This window comes from Acuticoccus sp. I52.16.1 (assembly GCF_022865125.1).
Classification (GTDB): domain Bacteria; phylum Pseudomonadota; class Alphaproteobacteria; order Rhizobiales; family Amorphaceae; genus Acuticoccus.
On sequence record NZ_CP094828.1, the window covers coordinates 1139949 to 1158613 of the forward strand.

The window sequence follows — 18665 nt, forward strand, 5'->3', positions numbered from 1 at the left end:
TGGGCCGAAATGCTAGCGGCCGAGATTACTTCTTCTTGCCGGCGATGGGCTTCGCGGGGCCCTTGCGGGTGCGCGCGTTGGTGTGCGTGCGCTGGCCGCGAACCGGCAGACCGCGGCGATGACGCAGGCCGCGATAGCAGCCGAGGTCCATCAGCCGCTTGATGTTCATCGCGGTCTCGCGACGCAGGTCACCTTCGACGATGTAGTCGCGGTCGATGACCTCGCGAACCATCAGGACTTCGGCGTCCGACAGCTCATTCACGCGGCGCTCGGGCGCGATGGAGACCTTCTCGGTGATCTCCTTGGCCATCGAGGGGCCAATGCCGTGAATGTACTGCAGCGCGATGACGACGCGCTTGTTCGTCGGAATGTTGACGCCAGCGATACGAGCCACTTTGCCTCCTGCCGGTGCGACCGGCCATCGAGTAGAACCGGCCGAGCCGGTCGAATTGTCGTGCCGGTTGCCCGGCGGATGGGCGGGGACGGCGAGCCGAACCCCCAGTCTTCAGCCACGAACCGGGCGATTGCGATGACCGGTGGCTCCGGCCCTTCCCGACCGGCGAACCGGCCTGCCTCGCAACGCCGGTCTCCCGGCTGGTCGTTCGTGCCGGCCGAAGCCGGAAATCATCACGTGCCGGCCGAAGCCGGATGGTCTAAAGCGCCGCCCGAAGCCGGCTGTGGAGCGTCAGGCGCCGCACACGGCGGTTAACCCTCGGACAACTCCGACGCACGATACGTAAGATACGCACCCCGCGCGCGGCGGTGTGGCGCCCGTCGCCTCCAAGGCCACAGCCCGGCGCCGGCGCACCACCGCGGATCCCGGCCCCACACCCGCGTCGCGACGTCGCCGACCATGCGCCGATGCGCTAACGACGAACGGGCTGACGCCGCCGCAGACAACGGCGTGCCCAGCCCTGACGCTGTCGGGTTTTGGCCCATACCAGATCGCGCGGGCGCTATGCACCGCGACTCCTCCAGTTAGGCGCGGTGGGTAGCGCGGTGCAAGCCCCGCGTCAACCTTTTTTTGTTTATCCCGCGGCCCTGATTCGGCTGCCCTGCCCGGAGGACAGCGCGTCCTGGATCGACTGGGTCACCTCGTCGATCGACTGCATCCCGTCGATCGTCACCAGATTGCCGACCTCGCGGTAGTGGTCGACCAGCGGGGCGGTCTGTTCGCGATAGACGGTCAGGCGCTTCTTCAGCGCCTCGACCGTATCGTCCTCGCGGACCGCGTCGCCGCTCTCGGCGACGCGCTGCTCCACGCGGGCGGCGAGCGCGTTCTCGTCCACCTCGAGTTGGAGCACCGCGTCGAGGTCCATCTTGTGGTGATGCAGCACCTTCTCCAGCGCCTCCGCCTGCGCAACCGTGCGCGGGAAGCCGTCCAGAATGAAGCCGTTGGCGCAGTCGGGCTCTTCGATCCGCTCTTCGATGATGCCGACCACGACCGCATCCGGCACCAGGTCGCCGCGCGCCATGATGTCCTTGGCCTTGAGCCCGATCTCGGTCTCCGCCTTCACGGCCGCACGCAGCATGTCGCCCGTCGACAGTTGGGGGATGCCATGGGCGGCCATCAGCCGCTTCGCCTGGGTCCCCTTCCCCGCGCCTGGCGGTCCGAGCAAGATAAGCCTCATCGGCGATTCCCCTTGAGCTTGGCCTTCTTCACGAGGCCCTCGTACTGGTGGGCCAGCAGGTGTCCCTGCACCTGCGCTACCGTGTCCATGGTCACCGAGACGACGATCAGCAGCGAGGTCCCCCCGAAGTAGAACGGGACAGCCGTGGCCGAAATGAGGAACTCAGGCAACAGACAGATGATGATCAGATAGAGCGCGCCCAGCACCGTGATGCGGGTGAGCACATAATCGATGTACTGGGCGGTGCGCTCGCCGGGACGGATGCCCGGGATATAGCCGCCGTGCTTCTTCAGGTTGTCCGCAGTGTCGGCCGGATTGAACACGATCGCGGTGTAGAAGAAGGCGAAGAACACGATCAGCGACGCGTACGTGATCATGTACAGCGGGCGACCGTGGCCGAACAGCGTCTGGATCGTGCCCATGATGCCGGTGCCTTCGACCGCACCGAAGCCGGTCAATGTCGCCGGGATGACGAGGAGCGACGAGGCGAAGATCGGCGGGATGACGCCCGACGTGTTGAGCTTCAGCGGCAGGTGCGAGCTGTCGCCCTGGAACATCCGGTTGCCGACCTGACGGCGCGGATACTGGATCAAGAGCCGCCGTTGCGCCCGCTCCACGAAGACGATGAACGCGATCACCACCACCGCCATCACGAGGACGAGGAGGATGATCGGTGTCGACAACGCCCCTTGGCGGCCGAGCTCCAGCATCCCCGCCAGCGCCGACGGAAGCTCGGCGATGATGCCCGCGAAGATGATCAGCGAGATGCCGTTGCCGACGCCGCGCGAGGTGATCTGCTCACCCAGCCACATCAGGAACATCGTGCCGCCGACCAGCGTCACGACGGTGGTGAAGCGGAAGAACCAGCCCGGATCAGTGACGATCGTCCCCGCACTCTCGAGGCCCATGGCGATGCCGTAGGCCTGCACCGTCGCCAGGATCACCGTGCCGTAGCGGGTGTACTGGTTGATGTGCTTGCGGCCCTGCTCGCCTTCCTTCTTCAGCGCCTCCAGCTTGGGCACCACGGTCGTCAGGAGCTGGATGATGATCGACGCCGAGATGTACGGCATGATGCCGAGGGCGAAGATCGCCATGCGCGACACTGCGCCGCCGGCGAACACGTTGAAGAGGCCGATGATCCCCTGCTGCGCCTGCTCGAACGCCTGGCTGAGGGCGATCGGGTCGATACCGGGGAGCGGGATGTAGGTGCCCAGACGGTAGACCACGAGTGCACCCAGCGTGAACCAGATGCGTTTCTTCAGTTCGTCCGCCTTTGCAAACGCCTTGAAGTTTAGGTTGGAAGCAAGCTGTTCGGCGGCTGACGCCATGGACGGTCCGATCCTCGGCCTGAAGCACTCAATACGATGGAGGACAGCGCGGACTGCCGCGGCCCCGCATCTGCCACTAACGGGTTATTCATACGCTGTCACGGTCATGCCGTGCGCAAACGATCCGCTCCACTTAATAGCGGTTCGGCGGGAGGGCAATCCCACAATAGGCGCACAAACGCCGCCGTTGTCGCGCGACCACCGGTGCGGGTCGACGATCGCCCCCGCGCCGGGCCGTACGGCCGCGGCCCCGACGGGAACAGAGCGGCCCAGGGGGAACGCGGCCGGTGGACGGCGCGGCCCGGCATCGCGCGGCGTGGGCCCACGGTGCCCGCTTTCGCCCGGCGTCGCGGCACGGCCCGCACACTCTGTGGAGCCCCAACGCAAAAAGCGCCCCGCTGACGGGGCGCTTTCGCGTCGTCACGACATCGGCCCGACGATCAGGCCTCGGTCGTCTCGGTCTTCTTCGGGGCCAGCACCTCGATGGTGCCGCCGGCCTTCTCGACCGCCTCGCGAGCGGACTTCGACACGCCGGCGACCTTGAGGGTCAACGCCGTGGTCAGTTCGCCGTCGCCCAGAATGCGCACGCCGTCCTTGGCGCGGCGCAGAATGCCGGTCGCCGCGAGGGACTCGGCCGTCACCGGCTGCGAGGGGTCCACGCGGCCGGCGTCCACGGCGGCCTGCAGCTTGCCGACCGCGATGATGTTGTAGTCAGCGCGGAAGATGTTGTTGAAGCCACGCTTCGGCAGGCGCATGTGGAGCGGCATCTGCCCGCCCTCGAAGCCCTTGATGGCCACGCCCGAGCGGGACTTCTGCCCCTTCACGCCGCGGCCGCCGGTCTTGCCGGTGCCGGAGCCGATACCACGGCCGACGCGCTTGCGGGCCTTCGTGGCGCCCGGATTGTCGCGCAGTTCGTTGAGCTTCATGTCAAGCCTCCACGACCCGCACAAGGTGAGCCACCTTGGCGATCATGCCGCGCACCGCGGGAGTGTCCTCCAGCGTGCGGCGACGGTGCATCTTGTTCAGGCCGAGACCCTTGAGGGTCTGGCGCTGCTCGGCCGGACGGCGGATCGGCGAGCCGATCTGCTCCACCGTCACGGTCGGACGGCCGGCCGCCTCCGCGGCTTCCGCCCCCTTCGTCACGCGAACGTCAGGCATGGGTCATCTCCACGACCTCTTCGCCCTCGGCCGGGGTTTCGACGGCAGCGTCGTGCTCGGCGTCGCGGCGGCGGGCCTGCAGCGCGGACACCTTGAGCCCACGACGGGCGGCCACGGCACGCGGGGAATCCTGATCCTTCAGCGCCTCGAAGGTCGCACGGATCATGTTGTACGGGTTCGACGAGCCCAGCGACTTGGCGACGATGTCGTGCACGCCCAGGGTCTCGAACACGGCGCGCATCGGGCCGCCGGCGATGATGCCGGTACCGGCCGGAGCCGCACGCAGGAACACCTTGCCGGCGCCCCAGCGACCGGACACGTCGTGGTGCAGCGTGCGGCCCTCGCGCAGCGGCACGCGGATCAGCGTGCGCTTGGCGCTCTCGGTCGCCTTGCGGATCGCCTCCGGCACCTCACGCGCCTTGCCGTGGCCGAAGCCGACACGACCCTTCGTGTCGCCCACGACGACGAGCGCGGCGAAGCCGAAGCGCCGACCACCCTTCACGACCTTGGCCACACGGTTGATGTGAACCAGCTTGTCGACGAACTCGTTGTCTTCGTCGTCACGGTCGCGCCGGCGACCGCCTCTTCTGTTATCGTCAGCCATCTCATGCTCCTGGGCCGGCCGTTCGGGCGAACCCGCGTTCCGGCTTCAGATTGCCAATTCGATGCGCCCCTCCCCTCCGGACGCGGTGGGGGAAGGAAGCGTCGCCCCGGCGGCTCATTCCGCAACGGGGGAAGCCCGGCCGCGCACCCGTCGCAAGGGCGCCCGGACGGGCCTGATCAATGCGCGGCGCGGGCAAACGCCGCGCCGGTCCGCCTTAGAATTCGAGACCGCCCTCGCGGGCCGCATCGGCGAGCGCCTTCAGGCGCCCGTGGTAGAGCCGGCCACCACGGTCGAACACGACCTTGTCGACGCCGGCGGCCTTGGCACGCTCGGCGATCAGCGCACCGACACGCGCCGCAGCGGCGGTATCGGCACCGGTCTTGAGTTCGTCGCGCAGTGCCTTCTCGAGCGAGGAGGCCGAAGCAACGGTGTTGCCGGCCGCATCGTCGATGATCTGGCAGTAGATGTGCTTCGACGAGCGATGCACGGACAGGCGCGGACGACCGCCCGCCGCCTTCTTGAGGGCGCGGCGAACTCTGGCGACGCGCCGCTCGGAGCGAATGCGTTCCCGGCTCACTTCTTCTTCCCTTCCTTGCGGACGATGGTCTCGTCCGCGTACTTCACGCCCTTGCCCTTATAGGGCTCCGGCGGACGCCATTTGCGGATCTCCGCGGCCACCTGGCCGACGCGCTGCTTGTCGATGCCCGACACCGTAATCTCGGTCGGCTTCGGGCACTTGATATCGATCCCCTCGGGGATCGCGTACTTCACCGGGTGCGAGAAGCCGAGCGACAGCTCCAGCGTCTTGCCCTGGACGGCGGCACGGTAGCCGACGCCGTTGATCTGCAGGTCCTTCTGGAACCCGTTGGTGACGCCGGTCACGAGGTTCTGGATCATCGTGCGCGAGAGGCCCCACATGGCGCGGGACTTCTGCTCCTCGTCCACCGGGTCGACCTTGATCGACCCATCCTCGAGCGTCTTGACCGCGACGCGGTCCGGCACGGTGAATTCCAGCGTACCCTTCGGCCCCTTCACGGAGACCGTCTGTCCGTCGATCGTCGCCGAAACCCCCTGGGGAATGGCGATCGCGAGCTTACCAATTCGGCTCATGATGCCCCCTTAGAAGACCTGGCAGAGCACTTCGCCGCCGACATTGGCGTCGCGCGCGGCGTGCTCGGACATGACGCCCTTGGACGTCGACAGAATGGAAATGCCGAGGCCGTCGCGCACACGCGGCAGCGTCGTCACCGACGAGTAGACCCGGCGGCCCGGCTTGGAGACACGCTTGATCTCCTTAATCACCGGCAGGCCGTCGTAGTACTTCAGCTCGATGTCGATCTCCGAGCGGCCGTTCTCCAGGGTGTTGACGGAGTAGCCACGGATGTAGCCCTCCGACTTCAGCACCTCGAGCACGTTCGTGCGAAGCTTCGAGCCGGGCGTGGACACCTTGGTCCGCTTGCGGATCTGCGCATTGCGGATCCGGGTCAGCATGTCGCCGAGAGGATCGGTCAGGTTCATGTGTCTGCCTCCCCTTACCAGCTCGACTTCACAAGACCGGGGATCTTACCGTCAGACCCCAGCTCGCGCAGGGCGATACGGCTCATCCGCAGCTTGCGATAGTAGGCCTTCGGACGACCCGTGACCTCGCAGCGGTTCTTCACCCGGTTCGCGGCGGAGTTGCGCGGCAGCTCGGCGAGCTTCAGCGTTGCTGCGAAGCGCTCCTCCATCGGGAGCTCCTGGTTCTTGATGATCTCCCGAAGCGCCTCGCGCTTGGCGGCATACTGCCCGACCAGCTTCGCGCGCTTCTGGTTGTTCTCGATCTTGCCCTTTTTGGCCATCTCTTTAAGCCTTCTGCGCCTGGTCACGGAACGGGAAGTTGAAGAGACGCAGCAACTCGCGCGCTTCCTCGTCCGTCTTGGCCGTCGTCGCCACGATGATGTCCATGCCCCAGACCTGATCCACCTTGTCGTAGATGATCTCGGGGAACACCAGATGCTCCTTCATCCCGCAAGCGAAGTTGCCGCGGCCGTCGAACGACTTCGGGTTCAGGCCCCGGAAATCCTTCACGCGCGGAAGCGCGATGGTGACGAAGCGATCCAGGAACTCGTACATTTTCTGCCGGCGCAGGGTGACCTTGCAGCCGAGCGGCATGTTCTCGCGAACCTTGAAGCCCGCGATCGAGTTCTTGGCGCGGGTGACGACCGGCTGCTGGCCGGCGATCAGCGCCAGATCCTTCAGCGCCGACTGCACCTTGCGCGAATCCGCCGTCGCCTCGCCGACGCCCATGTTCAGGACGACCTTGTCGACGCGCGGGACCATCATCTGGTTGGCGTAGTTGAACTTCTCGCGCATGCCCGGGACGACCGTCTCGCGGTACAGCTTGAGGAAGCGCGGCTCGTAGCCCTCGGGCAGACCCGTCTCGGCTTCCGATGCGTTCATCGTATCAGTCATCGATCAGCTCCCCGGAACGCTTCGCGAACCGAACCTTCTTGCCGTCCTCGAAGCGGAAACCGACGCGGGTCGGCTTGCCGTCCTTGGGATCCTCGAGCGCGATGTTGGACAGGTCGATCGGACCCGCCTTCGGCACGATGCCCCCCTCGGACTGGGCGCTCTGCTTGGTGTGGCGCATCTGCGTGTTGACGCCCGCTACCGTCGCGCGGCCCTTCTTCGGGTCGACGGACAGGACTTCGCCGGACTTGCCCTTGTCGCGGCCGGCGAGAACGACGACGCGGTCGCCCTTCTTGATCTTCGCGGCCATTACAACACCTCCGGTGCGAGCGAGATCACCTTCATGTGCCCGGACTGCCGCAGCTCGCGCGGCACGGGGCCGAAGATGCGAGTGCCGATCGGCTCCTTGTTGTTGTTCACCAGCACGGCGGCGTTGCCGTCGAACCGGATCACGGAACCGTCCGCGCGCTTGATGTCCTTCGCGGTGCGGACGACGACGGCTTTCGCCACATCGCCCTTCTTCACACGGCCGCGCGGCGACGCTTCCTTGATCGACACCACGATGATGTCGCCCACGGAGGCGTACTTGCGCTTCGAGCCGCCGAGCACCTTGATGCACATGACCCGGCGAGCACCGCTATTGTCGGCGACGGCGAGGTTAGTTTGCATCTGAATCATGGTTCAGCTTCTCCACGGGGCCTTGGCCCCAGACCAGGGGCGAAACGCCCCGACGATATGAAAGGACTGACCTTTCGACGAGAAGGGGTCGCCCCCTCAACGAAATGGGCCGCCACGGACAGGCGACCCCGGTGACCGCCCACGCGGTCGCGTTCCAGCACTGCGAGGCAGCGCGGCCGCCGGCGTCAGGCCGGCTGGTCGCCCGCGTGGCTCGCCGCGTCCTGCGCCGCGCGCTCGGCTTCCTCGGCAGAGGCGCCGTGCGCCACCGCGTCGGCCGCCGCCGCCTGCGCCGCCGCGTCGGCCGCGATGAGCTCGCCCGCCGGCGTCAGCGCACCGATCACCGTCCACGACTTGGTCTTGGAGATCGGGCGGCACTCTTCGATGCGGACCCGGTCGCCGGCGTTGTAGCGGTTCGACTCGTCGTGCGCGTGGTACTTCTTCGACCGGCGCACGGTCTTCTTCAGCAGCGGATGGGCAAATCGACGCTCGACGGAGACAACGATCGTCTTGTTGCCCTTCGCCGAGGCGACGATGCCTTCGAGTTGACGCTTCGGCATCTAATCCCTCACTCGGCCGTAGCGGCCGCAGCCTCGCGGCGGCGCTGGCCCAAAACAGTCTTGATCCGCGCGATGTCGCGGCGAATGACCCGCGAGCGGGCCGTATTCTCGAGCTGCCCGGTGGCCCGCTGGAAGCGCAGGTTGAACTGCTCCTTCTTGAGGTCCCGCAGCGTATCGACCAGTTCGTCCGCCGTCTTGGCGCGGACGTCCTCGGCCTTCATCATCTTGTTGTCGGCCATGGTCTACTCCGGAACCCGCGTGACGAACTTCGTCTTGATCGGCAGCTTGGCGCCGGCGAGACGGAACGCCTCACGGGCGATCTCCTCGGACACCCCGTCGACCTCGAACATGATCCGACCCGGGTGGACGCGGGCGGCCCAATACTCGACCGAGCCCTTGCCCTTACCCATACGCACTTCGGTCGGCTTCTTCGACACCGGTACGTCCGGGAACAGACGGATCCAGACGCGGCCCTGACGCTTCATGTGACGCGTCATGGCACGACGGGCGGCCTCGATCTGCCGCGCGGTGACCCGCTCCGGCTCGAGCGCCTTCAGGCCGAAGGAGCCGAAGTTCAGGTCGTACCCGCCCTTCGCCTCGCCGTGGATGCGGCCCTTGTGCTGTTTGCGGAACTTGGTCCGCTTCGGCTGCAACATTGATCGGCCCTCTTAGTCGCGGTCGCGACCGCCGGAACGGCGGCCCGACGAGCCCTGGTTCGAGGCCTCGGTGGCGCGACGCTCCGACGCCATCGGGTCATGCTCCAGGATCTCGCCCTTGAAGATCCAAACCTTGACGCCGCAGATCCCGTACGCCGTCTTCGCCTCGGCCGTGCCGTAGTCGATGTCGGCGCGCAGGGTGTGCAGCGGCACACGGCCCTCGCGGTACCACTCGGTGCGCGCGATCTCCGCGCCGCCCAGACGACCGCCGCAGTTGATGCGGATGCCACCGGCGCCCATGCGCATCGCCGTCTGAACGGCGCGCTTCATGGCGCGGCGGAACGCGATGCGGCGCTCCAGCTGCTGCGCGATCGAGGCGGCCACCAGCGTCGCGTCGATCTCCGGCTTGCGGACCTCGACGATGTTGATGTGGACCTCGGAGTCCGTCATCGCCGCCACGCGCTTGCGCAGCTTGTCGATATCGGCACCCTTCTTGCCGATCACAACCCCCGGACGAGCCGAATGGATCGTGACGCGGCACTTCTTGTGCGGGCGCTCGATGACGATCTTCGAGACGGCGGCCTGCTTGAGGTGCTTCATCAGCATCGCACGGATCGCGAGATCCTCGTGCAGCAGCTTACCGTACTCGCCGCCCTCGGCGTACCACCGCGAGTCCCAGGTGCGATTGATGCCGAGCCGCAGCCCGACGGGGGAAACTTTGTGACCCATCAGGCGGCCTCCTCGACTTCACGCACCACGATCGTGAGGTGCGAAAACGGCTTCTGGATCGAACCCACACGACCGCGGCCACGCGGCGAGAAGCGCTTCATGACGAGCGCCTTGCCGACGAAGGCCTCCTTGACGACGAGCGAGTCGACGTCAAGGTCGTGGTTGTTCTCGGCGTTCGCGATGGCGGACTCGAGGGTCTTCTTCACCTCGCCCGAGATGCGCTTGCGCGAAAACTCGAGTTCGGCGAGCGCCGTGGACACCTTCTTGCCGCGGATCAGCGCCGCGACCAGGTTCAGCTTCTGCGGCGAGATGCGGATCATCTTGTTGACCGCACGGGCCTCGTTGTCGGCGAGCGCGCGGGGAGCCTTGGCCTTACCCATTATTTGCGCCTCGCCTTCTTGTCCGCGCCGTGGCCGTAGTAGGTCCGGGTCGGCGAGAACTCGCCGAACTTGTGACCGACCATGTCTTCCGACACGGTCACCGGCACGTGCTTCTGACCATTATAAACGCCGAACGTCAGCCCCACGAAGTGAGGGAGAATGGTCGAGCGCCGCGACCAGATCTTAATGACCTCGTTACGACCGCCCTCGCGGACCTTCTCCGCCTTCTTCAGAAGGTATCCGTCGACGAACGGACCTTTCCAAACCGAGCGAGTCATTTACTTCTTCCGTGCGTGGCGCGAGCGGACGATGTACTTGTCCGTCGACTTGTTGGAACGGGTGCGCTTGCCCTTCGTCGGCTGGCCCCAAGGGGTCACCGGGTGACGGCCACCAGAGGTGCGACCTTCACCACCGCCGTGCGGATGGTCGAACGGGTTCATCGCGACACCGCGGGTCTGCGGCCGGATGCCGAGCCAGCGCGAGCGGCCCGCCTTCGACAGGTTGATGTTGCCGTGGTCCGGGTTCGACACCGCGCCCACCGAGGCGATGCACGCCCCCGAGACGAGGCGCTGTTCACCCGACTGCAGGCGAAGGATCGCCCACGGGCCGTCACGGCCGACGAGCTGCGCGTAGGTGCCGGCCGAGCGCGCGATCTGCCCACCCTTCATCGGCTTCATCTCCACATTGTGGATGATGGTGCCGACGGGCATGGCCGACAGCGGCATCGCGTTGCCGGGCTTCACGTCGACCTTGTCGCCCGCGATCACCTGGTCCCCCTCCGCCAGGCGCTGCGGCGCCAGGATGTAGGAGAGGTCGCCGTCCATGTACTTGATCAGCGCGATGAACGCGGTGCGGTTCGGATCGTACTCGAGCCGCTCGACGGTCGCCGGCATGTTCCACTTCGAGCGGCGCTTGAAGTCGACCATGCGGTAGGTGCGCTTGTGTCCGCCACCACGGTGACGGGCGGTCTTGCGGCCGTTGTTGTTGCGGCCACCGGACTTCGTCAGGCCCTCGGTCAGGGTCTTGACCGGCTTGCCCTTGTAGAGCCCGTCCCGCTTGACGATGACGAGCTGACGCTGGCCCGGCGACGTCGGATTGAATGTCTTCAGTGCCATTGGTTCAGAGCCCCGTCGTCACGTCGATGTGCTGACCCTCGGCGAGCGTCACGACGGCGTGCTTGACGTCCGACTGACGGCCCTTGATGCCGCGGAAGCGCTTCAGCTTGCCCTTGCGGACCAGCGTGTTGACTGCGGTCACCTTCACGGAGAAGAGCGCCTCGACGGCCTCCTTGATCTCCGGCTTCGACGCGGTCTTGGCCACGCGGAAGACGACCTGGTTGTGCTCCGACGCCTCGGTCGACTTCTCGGTGATCACCGGGGAGACGATGACGTCGTAGTTCTTCAGTGCGATGGCCATCAGTTCGCCCCCTCAGCCGGAGTCTCGGCCACGGCGGCGGTCTTGCCGGCGAAGCGCGCCTCGATCCCGTCGAGCGCGGCGCGGGTCAGGACCAGCGTGTCGCGACGCATGATGTCGTACACGTTGAGGCCGGCGACCGGCAGCACGTCCACCATCGGGATGTTGCGCGCCGCCTTGGCGAAGCCCGCGTCGACCACGTTGTCGATGATCAGCGCGTTGCCCACGCCCAGACCGGCGAACTGCTCGCGCAGCGCCTTGGTCTTGATGGCCTCGATCTTGGCGTCCTCGATGACGATCAGCCCGTTGGCCTTCGCCTTCGCGGACAGCGCATGCTTCAGGCCCAGCAGGCGGACCTTCTTCTGCAGCTCGATCGCGTGGCTGCGCGGCTTCGGGCCGTGTGCCTTGGAGCCGCCGCGGAACTGCGGCGCCTTCTTGTCGGAGTGACGGGCGCGGCCGGTGCCCTTCTGACGATACATCTTCTTGCCGGTCGAGTTGATCTCGCCCCGCGTCATCGTCTTGTGGGTGCCCTGCTGGCGCTGCGCCAGCTGCCAGCGCACGACGCGGTGCAGAATGTCCGCGCGGGGCTCGAGGCCGAAGGTCTCGTCGGAGAGGCTGACGGTCCCGGCGGAGGCACCGGCGAGCGTTTTGACTTCGATGTCCATCACGCGTCACCCTTCGTCGTGTCGTCACCCTCGACCGGAGCGTCGTTGGCGACCGGCGCCGTCTCGTCGACGGGCGCGGCGTTGAGGGTCTCGTCGGCGACAGGAGCGCCGTCACCCTCGGGGATGCGGAACGCACCGGGGGTCGGCGCGTCGGCGTGCAGCTCGCGCTTCACGGCGTCGCGGACGATGATCCAGGAATTCTTGGCACCCGGCACGGCACCGGCGACCAGAAGGAGGCCCCGCTCGACGTCGGCCCGGACGATGGTGAGGTTCTGCGTCGTGACGCGAACGCCGCCCATGTGGCCGGCCATCTTCTTGCCCTTGAACACCTTGCCGGGGTCCTGGCACTGGCCAGTCGAGCCATGCGAACGGTGGGAGATCGACACGCCGTGCGAGGCGCGCAGACCACCGAAGTTGTGGCGTTTCATGGCACCGGCGAAGCCCTTGCCGATGGAGGTGCCGGTGACGTCCACGTACTGGCCGGGGACGAAGTGGTCGGCGGTCAGCTCGGCGCCGACGTCGATGAAGGCGTCTTCGGCAACACGGCACTCGACGAGCGTCTTTTTCGGCTCGACGTTGGCCTTGGCGAAATGTCCGCGCATGGCTCGCGTCGTATTCTTGGCCTTAGCCTTGCCCGACCCGAGCTGGAGGGCGGTGTAACCGTCCCGGTCCTTCGTGCGATGGGCGACGACCTGGCAGCCGTCGAGCGAAAGCACCGTGACAGGCACGTGCTCGCCCGCGTCGTTATAGACGCGCGTCATGCCGAGTTTCCGAGCGACAATGGAGGAACGCTGCTGGACTTGGGTCATGACGGAACTCTTAAAGCTTGATCTCGACGTCCACGCCGGCCGCGAGGTCGAGCTTCATCAGCGCGTCCACGGTCTGCGGGGTCGGGTCGACGATATCGAGAAGCCGCTTATGGGTGCGGATCTCGAACTGCTCGCGGCTCTTCTTATCGATGTGCGGCGAACGGTTCACGGTGTAGCGCTCGATGCGCGTGGGCAGCGGCACCGGGCCGCGGACCTGCGCGCCCGTACGTCGCGCCGTCTGTACGATCTCTCGCGTGCTCGTATCGAGCACGCGGTGATCGAACGCCTTCAGGCGTATGCGAATATTTTGGTTCATCGGTCTCTAACTTGCACCCGCCTGAACGGACAACGCGGTCTCAAGAACCGCACGAACTCAACGGCAACTGGACAAACGATCCGCGGCCTTCAGGACCGCAACGGACAAAGCGGCCTGTCCGGCCCTCCTCAAGGCTGACCGACACGCCGTTCGTCAAACTCGTTTGGCTAGCGCTCCGTCGTCCGGAGCGACGGCTTACCTAATCGAAGACGAGCCGGAACGCTAGCCCCTTTCGGGGAAAAATGAAGGAATCATAACGGCCGCGCGCCTGACGCGGGCCGAGGCGCCCCGAAACGACCCACCGGCGGCGCCCGCCGGATGGTCCGTACAACACCTTCGATGCCAATATAGGGCGCCCAGGCGCGCAGTCTCAAGTCCCGAGTCCCGGCCCCCGCCGGCCCTCGGCCGGGCTGACGGCGGGCGCGCTCGCTCAGCCGAGGTGACCCAGCGCGGCGAGGCTCGTCGCATCGCCCTCGGTGATGATGATGTGGTCGTGCAGGCGGATGTCCACCGTGGCCAGTGCCGCCCGCACCTTGGAGGTCAAGTTGATGTCGCGGGCCGATGGCTTGGCGTCGCCGGAGGGGTGGTTGTGCACCAGAACGACCCCGGCCGCCCCGTGCTCCAGCGCGCGCTTGACGATCTCGCGGGGATAGGCCGGGGTGTGATTGATGGTGCCGCGGGCGTGCTCCTCCTCGGCGATCAGGCCGCACCTGGCATTGAGGAACAACGCCCAGAGATGCTCGATGGGTGAGCGTGCCAGGCGCATGCGCAGATACTCCACAACCGCGTCGAATCGTCCAAGGGTGAGGCACTGCTGCATGCGGATGCGTCCGAGCCGCAGACCGATCGCCTGCGCCAGCTTCAGCTGGTGGACGACCTCGGGCCGCAGCGCGCCATGCTGGCGCAGCCGGTCCGGTGCCGCGCTCAGCAGGCCCTGGATGTCGCCGTACTCGGCCAGCAGCCGGCAGACCAGGGGCTCCCCCTCCCCCGGCGGGAGAGTGTCGAGGAGGAGAAGCTCCAGAAGACGCTGGTCGGAAAGCTCCGTGTCCCAGATCTCGGCCGGCTGGATCGCGAGGTGCCGCGCCGCGCTCGCGCACGCCGGCCCATCCTGCGGCAAACAGGCCGCGGCCGGCGTCCCGGACCCGCAGGGCCCGCAGGGACGCCGCCGGCACCCCTTTCCCCCGCCCCCCGCCGGCGGCGGCTGCGCCTTGCGTGAGCGCCCGGCCTTACAGTCCTGGCAGGCGGCGCGCCCCTTGGTGGCCCGCCCTTGGCGCAGCGGGGTCGCGGGGCCGGCTTGCGGCGTCGATTCCTCCCCCTTCGCCACGGTGCGACCATACCTTTAAGTTGTACCGGCCATCATTGCGCCTCAAAGCCCGCGTGGTCGCAAGGCAAAACTCCCGGCGTGCGTCTGCGCCCGCGCCATATCTGTTATCGCCTTTTCGCGCATGGGCTACGCAGCGACCGTGCTCGCCGGCGCGACCCGGACGTCACTTGCGCCACGAGCCGCCAAGCGGTTGCGCCAACACAAAAAAAAAGCGCGGCCCGAAGGCCGCGCTTTCCCAAATCGGTCCGGTAGGACCAGATTTACTCGACGATCGTCGCCACGACGCCGGCGCCGACGGTGCGGCCACCTTCGCGGATAGCGAAGCGAAGCTGCTCCTCCATCGCGATCGGCACGATCAGCTCGACGTTAATCTCGACGTTGTCGCCCGGCATCACCATCTCGGTGCCCTCGTTGAGGGTCACCACGCCCGTCACGTCCGTCGTCCGGAAGTAGAACTGCGGACGGTAGTTCGTGAAGAACGGGGTGTGACGGCCGCCCTCTTCCTTGGTCAGGATGTAGGCCGACGCCTTGAACTTCTTGTGCGGCTTGACCGAGCCCGGCTTGCACAGCACCTGGCCGCGCTCGACGTCCTCACGGCCGACACCACGCAGCAGCGCGCCGATGTTGTCGCCCGCCTGGCCCTGATCGAGCAGCTTGCGGAACATCTCGACACCGGTCACCGTGGTGCTGGTGGTGTCGCGAATACCGACGATCTCGACGGTCTCGCCCACCTTCACGATGCCACGCTCGACACGACCCGTCACCACGGTGCCGCGACCCGAGATCGAGAACACGTCCTCGATCGGCATCAGGAAGGCACCGTCGACCGGACGATCCGGCTCCGGGATGTAGGCGTCGACTTCGCGCATCAGCTCCAGGATCGCGTCGTGACCGATCTTGGCGTCCGAGTCCTCGAGGGCGGCGAGCGCCGAACCCTTGACGATGGGGATATCGTCGCCGGGGAACTCGTAGGACGACAGCAGCTCGCGAACCTCGAGCTCGACGAGCTCCAGGAGCTCCTCGTCGTCGACCTGGTCGACCTTGTTCAGGAAGACCACGATGGCCGGCACGCCGACCTGACGCGCGAGCAGGATGTGCTCACGGGTCTGCGGCATCGGGCCGTCGGCCGCCGACACGACCAGGATCGCACCGTCCATCTGGGCGGCACCGGTGATCATGTTCTTCACGTAGTCGGCGTGCCCGGGGCAGTCGACGTGCGCGTAGTGGCGGTTCTCGGTCTGGTACTCGACGTGCGCGGTCGAGATCGTGATGCCGCGGGCCTTCTCTTCGGGCGCCGCGTCGATCTGATCGTAAGCCTTGAACGTTGCGCCGCCCGTTTCTGCCAACACCTTCGTGATCGCCGCGGTTAGCGACGTCTTGCCATGGTCGACGTGACCGATGGTGCCGATGTTCAGGTGCGGCTTAGAACGCTCGAACTTCTCCTTCGCCATTGGCGATTCTCCACATTCCTCTTAAGCTTTGGGCTGACGCTATGTCATTACTCACGGTGACGACGGGGGCCACCATGGGTGAGGCCGCTGTCTATCACCGAACTTCGCGCGCAGGAACACGCGAATTCGACTTTGTTGGGTCTAAATCGGCCGAAATCTCGCGTTCCTGCAAAATGCTGCTCTGGCGAGCCCGTCGCAGCTGGTCGTCTCGCCCCATCGTCGCGTCGATGGAGCGCATCTCGACGCCCTGTTAGATCGTGGCGGCAGGCACCGCGATCAAGTCGGACGCGCCGAGGACGGCCACGCGGCGGGCGATGCGTCGCCTCCCGCGAGGTCATCCCGGTGCCGGAGCGCCCAGAGGACCCTCCAGACCCCGGCGACGGCCCCACCGATCGGCGAGGCCGGTTCGTTCAGCCTCAGGCGTACTTGGCCTGGACCTCGTCGGCGACGTTCTGCGGCACCTGCTCGTAGTGCGAGAACTGCATGGTGTACTGCGCGCGGCCCTGCGTCATCGAGCGCAGGTTCGACACGTAGCCGAACATGTTCGCCAGCGGCACGAAGGCGTTGACCACCGTCGCGATGCCGCGGGTCTCGGTGCCCTGGATCTGGCCACGGCGGGAATTGATGTCGCCCATCACCGTGCCGGCGAACTCGTCCGGACCGACGACCTCGACCTTCATGATCGGCTCGAGCAGCTTCGGCTTGGCCTTCTGGCAGCCCTCACGGAAGGCCGCGCGCGAGGCGATCTCGAACGCCAGGACCGAGGAGTCGACGTCGTGGAACGCACCGTCGATCAGGCGGGCCTTGATGTCGACCATCGGGAAGCCGGCGATCGGCCCCGAGGTCATCACCGAGTTGATGCCCTTCTCGACGCCCGGGACATATTCTTTCGGCACCGAACCGCCGACGATCTCGGACACGAACTCGTAGCCCGCACCCGGCTCGTTCGGCTCGATGACGATCTTCACGCGGGCGAACTGGCCGGTACCGCCGGTCTGCTTCTTATGCGTGTAGTCGATCTCGGCCTTCTGCGAGATGGTCTCGCGGTAGGCGACCTGCGGCTGACCGATGTTCGCCTCGACCTTGAACTCGCGCTTCATGCGGTCGACCAGAATGTCGAGGTGAAGCTCACCCATGCCGGAGATGATCGTCTGACCCGACTCGTGGTCCGTCTTGACGCGGAAGGACGGATCCTCGGCGGCGAGACGGTTGAGCGCGAGGCCCATCTTCTCCTGGTCGGACTTCGTCTTCGGCTCGATGGCGATGTCGATCACCGGATCCGGGAACTCCATGCGCTCCAGGATGACCGGCGAGTTCGGGTCGCACAGCGTGTCGCCCGTGGTGGTCTCCTTGAGGCCGGCGAGCGCGACGATGTCGCCCGCGTACGCCTCTTTGATTTCCTCACGGGAATTGGAGTGCATCTGCAGCATACGGCCGACGCGCTCCTTCTTCTCCTTCACGGTGTTCTGCACGCCGTCGCCCTGCTCGAGCTTGCCCGAGTAGATACGGCAGAAGGTCAGCGTCCCGACGAACGGGTCGTTCATCACCTTGAAGGCCAGCATCGCGAGCGGCGCCGTGTCGGACGAGCGGCGGACGATCTCTTCCTCGGTCTTGACGTCGATGCCGCGGATCGAATCGACGTCCACCGGGGACGGCAGGTAGTCGACGACGGCGTCCAGCAGCGGCTGCACGCCCTTGTTCTTGAAGGCGGAGCCGGTGAAGATCGGCGTGAACGCGTTGTCGATCGTGCCCTTGCGGATCAGCGCCTTCAGCGTGTCCTGGTCGGGCTCGTTGCCCTCGAGGTAGGCCTCCATCGCGGTCTCGTCGAGTTCGACGGCAGCCTCGACCAGCGCCTCGCGATACTCGGCGGCACGGTCCGCGAGGTCGGCCGGAATCGGGTGATAGTCGAACTTCGCGCCGAGCGACTCACCGTCCCAGATGATCGCTTCCATGCGGATGAGGTCGACCACGCCCTCGAACTCGTTCTCGGCACCGATCGGCAGCTGCATGACGATCGGGTTGGCGCCGAGGCGCTCCTTGATCATCTCGACGCAGCGGTAGAAGTCGGCGCCGGTCTTGTCCATCTTGTTGACGAAGATCATGCGCGGGACGCGGTACTTGTCCGCCTGGCGCCACACGGTCTCTGTCTGTGGCTCCACGCCGGCGTTGGCGTCGAGCAGGGCGATCGCACCGTCGAGCACGCGCAGGCTGCGCTCCACCTCGATGGTGAAGTCCACGTGGCCCGGAGTGTCGATGATGTTCAGGCGCTTGTCCTGCCAGAAGCAGGTCGTCGCGGCGGACGTGATCGTAATGCCGCGCTCCTGCTCCTGCTCCATCCAGTCCATCGTCGCCGCACCGTCATGCACCTCGCCGATCTTGTGGGATCGGCCGGTGTAGAACAGGACGCGCTCGGTGGTCGTGGTCTTGCCGGCATCGATGTGGGCCATGATGCCGAAGTTGCGGTAGTCTTCGATTTTGTGCGTACGGGGCATGATCGTCTCAGGACTCTGTCAGTTCG

The 18665-nt window shown here is 66.4% G+C and carries 26 protein-coding genes and 1 pseudogene; all 27 read right to left on the reverse strand.

The features are described from left to right. Positions 1-25 precede the first annotated feature (25 nt). Positions 26-394, reverse strand: a complete 369-nt coding sequence (gene rpsM, locus MRB58_RS05110; RefSeq protein ID WP_244780654.1) for a 30S ribosomal protein S13 — start codon at positions 392-394, stop codon at positions 26-28. Positions 395-1028: 634 nt separating this feature from the next. Then, positions 1029-1631, reverse strand: coding sequence for an adenylate kinase (locus MRB58_RS05115; protein ID WP_244780655.1), 603 nt, complete (start codon positions 1629-1631; stop codon positions 1029-1031). Beyond that, positions 1628-2959, reverse strand: coding sequence for a preprotein translocase subunit SecY (gene secY, locus MRB58_RS05120; protein ID WP_244780656.1), 1332 nt, complete (start codon positions 2957-2959; stop codon positions 1628-1630). Before secY ends, MRB58_RS05115 begins: the two co-directional genes overlap by 4 nt. 440 nt (positions 2960-3399) lie before the next feature. Further along, on the reverse strand, positions 3400-3885 hold the full coding sequence (gene rplO / locus MRB58_RS05125; RefSeq protein ID WP_244780657.1) for a 50S ribosomal protein L15: 486 nt from the start codon (positions 3883-3885) through the stop codon (positions 3400-3402). Between the two features lies 1 nt (position 3886). After that, the gene (rpmD, locus tag MRB58_RS05130; protein WP_244780658.1) at positions 3887-4117 is read right to left on the reverse strand and encodes a 50S ribosomal protein L30; all 231 of its coding nucleotides are present in this window, start codon (positions 4115-4117) and stop codon (positions 3887-3889) included. Next, a complete protein-coding gene (gene rpsE, locus MRB58_RS05135) occupies positions 4110-4721 on the reverse strand; it encodes a 30S ribosomal protein S5 (RefSeq protein WP_244780659.1) in 612 nt (203 codons plus the stop codon). The genes rpmD and rpsE overlap by 8 nt, the downstream gene beginning before the upstream one ends. A gap of 214 nt (positions 4722-4935) precedes the next feature. Continuing rightward, the gene (gene rplR / locus MRB58_RS05140; RefSeq protein ID WP_244780660.1) at positions 4936-5298 is read right to left on the reverse strand and encodes a 50S ribosomal protein L18; all 363 of its coding nucleotides are present in this window, start codon (positions 5296-5298) and stop codon (positions 4936-4938) included. Beyond that, a complete protein-coding gene (rplF, locus tag MRB58_RS05145) occupies positions 5295-5831 on the reverse strand; it encodes a 50S ribosomal protein L6 (protein ID WP_244780661.1) in 537 nt (178 codons plus the stop codon). The genes rplR and rplF overlap by 4 nt, the downstream gene beginning before the upstream one ends. Positions 5832-5840: 9 nt before the next feature. Then, on the reverse strand, positions 5841-6239 hold the full coding sequence (gene rpsH / locus MRB58_RS05150) for a 30S ribosomal protein S8 (RefSeq protein WP_244780662.1): 399 nt from the start codon (positions 6237-6239) through the stop codon (positions 5841-5843). Between the two features lie 14 nt (positions 6240-6253). Then, a complete protein-coding gene (gene rpsN / locus MRB58_RS05155; RefSeq protein WP_244780663.1) occupies positions 6254-6559 on the reverse strand; it encodes a 30S ribosomal protein S14 in 306 nt (101 codons plus the stop codon). Positions 6560-6563: 4 nt separating this feature from the next. Next, positions 6564-7172, reverse strand: a complete 609-nt coding sequence (rplE, locus tag MRB58_RS05160) for a 50S ribosomal protein L5 (protein WP_305853221.1) — start codon at positions 7170-7172, stop codon at positions 6564-6566. After that, positions 7165-7479, reverse strand: coding sequence for a 50S ribosomal protein L24 (gene rplX / locus MRB58_RS05165; RefSeq protein WP_244780664.1), 315 nt, complete (start codon positions 7477-7479; stop codon positions 7165-7167). The genes rplE and rplX overlap by 8 nt, the downstream gene beginning before the upstream one ends. Then, entirely contained in the window at positions 7479-7847 is a 369-nt protein-coding gene (rplN, locus tag MRB58_RS05170; RefSeq protein WP_075219895.1) for a 50S ribosomal protein L14, read from the reverse strand. The genes rplX and rplN overlap by 1 nt, the downstream gene beginning before the upstream one ends. Positions 7848-8176: 329 nt before the next feature. Beyond that, positions 8177-8404 (reverse strand): annotated as a pseudogene (gene rpsQ, locus MRB58_RS05175) (30S ribosomal protein S17); the annotation flags it as partial. A gap of 8 nt (positions 8405-8412) precedes the next feature. Next, the gene (gene rpmC, locus MRB58_RS05180; RefSeq protein ID WP_244781900.1) at positions 8413-8625 is read right to left on the reverse strand and encodes a 50S ribosomal protein L29; all 213 of its coding nucleotides are present in this window, start codon (positions 8623-8625) and stop codon (positions 8413-8415) included. 21 nt (positions 8626-8646) lie between these two features. Beyond that, on the reverse strand, positions 8647-9060 hold the full coding sequence (gene rplP / locus MRB58_RS05185) for a 50S ribosomal protein L16 (RefSeq protein ID WP_244780665.1): 414 nt from the start codon (positions 9058-9060) through the stop codon (positions 8647-8649). A 12-nt stretch (positions 9061-9072) separates the two neighbouring features. Then, on the reverse strand, positions 9073-9789 hold the full coding sequence (rpsC, locus tag MRB58_RS05190) for a 30S ribosomal protein S3 (RefSeq protein WP_244780666.1): 717 nt from the start codon (positions 9787-9789) through the stop codon (positions 9073-9075). Then, positions 9789-10169 (reverse strand): 50S ribosomal protein L22, encoded by a 381-nt coding sequence (gene rplV, locus MRB58_RS05195; RefSeq protein WP_244780667.1) that lies wholly within the window; start codon positions 10167-10169, stop codon positions 9789-9791. Before rplV ends, rpsC begins: the two co-directional genes overlap by 1 nt. Further along, positions 10169-10447, reverse strand: coding sequence for a 30S ribosomal protein S19 (gene rpsS / locus MRB58_RS05200; protein ID WP_244780668.1), 279 nt, complete (start codon positions 10445-10447; stop codon positions 10169-10171). The genes rplV and rpsS overlap by 1 nt, the downstream gene beginning before the upstream one ends. After that, positions 10448-11284, reverse strand: a complete 837-nt coding sequence (gene rplB, locus MRB58_RS05205) for a 50S ribosomal protein L2 (RefSeq protein WP_244780669.1) — start codon at positions 11282-11284, stop codon at positions 10448-10450. It abuts the gene before it with no gap. 4 nt (positions 11285-11288) lie between these two features. Beyond that, a complete protein-coding gene (locus MRB58_RS05210; protein ID WP_244780670.1) occupies positions 11289-11585 on the reverse strand; it encodes a 50S ribosomal protein L23 in 297 nt (98 codons plus the stop codon). Next, positions 11585-12247, reverse strand: a complete 663-nt coding sequence (rplD, locus tag MRB58_RS05215) for a 50S ribosomal protein L4 (protein ID WP_244781901.1) — start codon at positions 12245-12247, stop codon at positions 11585-11587. Before rplD ends, MRB58_RS05210 begins: the two co-directional genes overlap by 1 nt. Next, positions 12247-13056, reverse strand: coding sequence for a 50S ribosomal protein L3 (gene rplC, locus MRB58_RS05220; RefSeq protein WP_244780671.1), 810 nt, complete (start codon positions 13054-13056; stop codon positions 12247-12249). The genes rplD and rplC overlap by 1 nt, the downstream gene beginning before the upstream one ends. A 10-nt stretch (positions 13057-13066) precedes the next feature. After that, positions 13067-13372 (reverse strand): 30S ribosomal protein S10, encoded by a 306-nt coding sequence (rpsJ, locus tag MRB58_RS05225; RefSeq protein ID WP_111343503.1) that lies wholly within the window; start codon positions 13370-13372, stop codon positions 13067-13069. Positions 13373-13802: 430 nt separating this feature from the next. Continuing rightward, positions 13803-14489, reverse strand: coding sequence for a RadC family protein (locus MRB58_RS05230; protein ID WP_244780672.1), 687 nt, complete (start codon positions 14487-14489; stop codon positions 13803-13805). Positions 14490-14956: 467 nt separating this feature from the next. Continuing rightward, positions 14957-16147, reverse strand: a complete 1191-nt coding sequence (gene tuf / locus MRB58_RS05235; RefSeq protein ID WP_244780673.1) for an elongation factor Tu — start codon at positions 16145-16147, stop codon at positions 14957-14959. A 416-nt stretch (positions 16148-16563) separates the two neighbouring features. Continuing rightward, entirely contained in the window at positions 16564-18639 is a 2076-nt protein-coding gene (gene fusA, locus MRB58_RS05240; RefSeq protein ID WP_244780674.1) for an elongation factor G, read from the reverse strand. Between the last annotated feature and the right edge of the window lie 26 nt (positions 18640-18665).